This window comes from Mycobacterium sp. 1245852.3, from assembly GCF_001669335.1.
Lineage (GTDB): Bacteria > Actinomycetota > Actinomycetes > Mycobacteriales > Mycobacteriaceae > Mycobacterium > Mycobacterium europaeum_A.
In genome coordinates, this window is the sequence record NZ_LZLL01000499.1 from 1 (window position 1) to 2,804 (window position 2,804).

Below are 2,804 nucleotides of genomic sequence, written 5' to 3' on the forward strand. Positions count from 1 at the left end.
GCGCCGGCGTGAGGATCGGCGTGCGGCCGTGCATCGAAAGACGTTCGGTGACAAGCGGAATGCGCGCGCCGCCCCCGACCGTGACCACCGCGGCCAGGTCCGACCAGCTCTTGCGGTAGCGCACCAGCATGTCGTCGAAGGCATAGATGAAGCCGGTCAGCCGATCCTGGATCAGCTCTTCGAGGTCGTCCTGCGTCAGCGTCAGGCTGCAACTGCGCCCGCCGAGCACCGCGACGATGTCGGTGGCCATGTCGGCCGAGAGCCGCTCCTTGGCCGCGCGGCATTGTTCCCTGAGTTCGCCGAGCTGGCCGACACCGGCGGTGCTGGCCGGGTCCAGGCCACTGCCGTGGCCCAGCTCCTCGAAGGCACGCAGCTGCAACTCCTGGTCGATCTCGTCGCCCGACAGCGCGGTGTAACGCAGTGTCGCGCTGACGAGTTCGAAATCCCCCGCGACGTCGACCAAGGTGGCCGACGTGCCGCTGCCGCCGAAGTCGAGCAGCCCCACCACGCCCTCGTCGGGCAGTCCGAGCTCGGACTTGACCGCGGTCAGCGAGGCGATGGCGTCGCTGACCAGCCGCGGCGCCATCCCGCTACGCACAAAGCCCACATGGGTGCGCAGGGCGTCCCGCAGCGCCTGCACCGTCGCCGGTTTCCAGTGCGCGGGCACGGCGATGGAGATCTCCGAGCATGCCGCGTCCGCACCCGCGGCGAGCACCATCGCGTCCAGCGCCTCCACCGTCAGCAGTTCCGGGTCGTGCGTGGAACCGTCGGGTGACACCAGCGCGACGGAATCACCGATGCGCTCGATGAAGCCCTTCATCGGCACGCCGGGCTCGGCGAGGTACGGGTTCTCTTCGGGCGCACCGACTTTCGGAGCACAGTGCGGGTAAAGGGTAACCACGGACCGGCGGGTAACCGGTGGGCTTCCATTACGCGCAGCGACCAGGTTCGTGGTCCCGATCGACAACCCGAGTGGGTCGTACATAGAGCGAAAACCTTCGTCCATAGGGGTCGGTGGCCAGCGTTAACGATAGCGGCGGACACGCGGAAAGCCGATGCTTCGCAATGTCATTGGTATCCGCTCGATGCGCTTGCGTCACCGAAGCGGTACCGAAAACCCCTTGACAAAAAGCTTTGTGCTACAACACCGTCAGCGGCAGCGAACGCCTGGGCTCGAACTGGAACGTCGATCCGCCGCTGACCCTGACCACCGAAACCTCTGGCAGTTCCTCGGCGGCCGTATCGGTTTCGATCAGCTCCGCCGTCCAGTCGGTGGCCGTCCCGCTAACTCGGACCGCCAGGTGCGGTTCCACCGCGGTGGCGATGGCCTGGAGCGGTTGGACGGATTCCGGCGAGCACAACGAGATCCAGGCGGCGTCGTCGTGGGCCGGCGACGGGCGGACGTGCAACCGGTTCGATTCCGTCTCGGCGACAACGTAATCCGCGGGGTTCAGCAGCGGGTGCAGCTCGAGGACCCGCAATACCCCTTCGATCCCGCCAGGAAGCTTCAGCGCCCGGTGGATGCGTTCGGCGGCCATGCCCGCTATGCCGATCAGGCCCCGGGTGCATACGCCGACGGCTTCCTCCTCGCTAGCCGCCCGGGCCCGCACCGCGATCGCGAACGACAGGTACAGCAGGTGCATCTGCAGGCACACCTCGTCGGCCATCCGGACCAGCGCCGAATGGGAGAAGGCGGCGAAGTCGAAGTCGGACAGCAGGGGGCCCGAGTAATCCGCCTGCCCCTCGTCCGAACGATCGATGGCGTCGAGTTCCCATGTGGCGGCGCGGGTTCGGCTGACGATGTCCAGCGCCGGGATGCTCTGCGCCTCGGGGTAGGACTCGTCGATGATGACGGTCCACGCGCAGTGCGGGTGCCGGTCGGCGGGCGTGCGGGGCGGCCGGTGGATCGGGCGCACCTGGGCGCGCGGGTTGGTCGCGATCGCGGTGGCGTCGAACGTCGGATCCTCGATGGTGTGGCACATTCCGAACACGTACTGTTCGCCCATCGGCTCCACGTCGAGCAGGGCGCCGCAGTGGTCGAGCTGGAATTCGCCGTGCCAGCGGTCATGGACCGTGTACCGGAAATCCATGAACTGCGGCGGCGCCCCGATGTCGAGCTGCAGGCCCTTGAAAATCGTGATGACGTCGTCGCCCTCGTAGTTCAGCGCCTTCTGCATCCGGCGGGTGTAGATCGGGCTGGCACCCGCCCACTCCTCGATCGCGATCTGGACCATCTCGTCGCGACCGAACGAGGAGATGCACCAGGCCATCCCGGACCGGTCGATCAGCTGCCCGATCAGCAGCAGTTCGGGGACCAGGGCGACGAGCTCGTCACGGGACAGTTGCGCATATCGCGAGGGGCTGCTCACGCCCCAAAAATAGACTCGACTATGTTATAAAGTCAACAATGCCCATCGTCGCTGGCCAGACGCCCGATCGCCCGGTTGGCCCCACCAGGCGAACCACCGCGCCCCGCAAGCGCGGCGATGACACCCGGGCGAAGATCATCGACGAGACGGTCCGCTGCATCGTGGAGGAGGGCTTCTCGGCGGCCACCGCCAAGCACGTCGCCGAGCGTGCGGGCGTCACCTGGGGCGTCATCCAGTACCACTTCGGGGATCGCAACGGCCTGTTGATGGCCGTGGTCGACGACGGGGTGGCCCGGCTGGTGGACAGCCTGTCGTCGGCCGATGTCAGCGAGCTGCCGCTGCGCAGCCGCATCGAGGTCGTCGTCGACACGGCCTGGAGCTGTTACAGCAGCCCGACGTCGATGGCCGCCTTCGAGATTCTGCGCGAAACCCGCG

General features: G+C 67.3%; 3 protein-coding genes. 1 reads left to right on the forward strand and 2 read right to left on the reverse strand.

Features of this window, described 5'->3' with window-relative positions:
• Both A9W96_RS22220 and A9W96_RS22225 read right to left on the reverse strand, forming a co-directional pair.
• Nucleotides 1-985 (reverse strand): Hsp70 family protein (locus A9W96_RS22220; RefSeq protein ID WP_156765364.1); only part of this gene is annotated, 985 nt, incomplete at its 3' end.
• Nucleotides 986-1,139: 154 nt separating this feature from the next.
• Entirely contained in the window at nt 1,140-2,369 is a 1,230-nt protein-coding gene (locus A9W96_RS22225) for a hypothetical protein (RefSeq protein WP_067143096.1), read from the reverse strand.
• A 38-nt stretch (nt 2,370-2,407) separates the two neighbouring features.
• Here A9W96_RS22225 and A9W96_RS22230 point away from each other — a divergent pair.
• Nucleotides 2,408-2,804, forward strand: a 397-nt coding sequence (locus A9W96_RS22230) for a TetR/AcrR family transcriptional regulator (RefSeq protein ID WP_156765365.1), incomplete at its 3' end; no start/stop codon positions are given.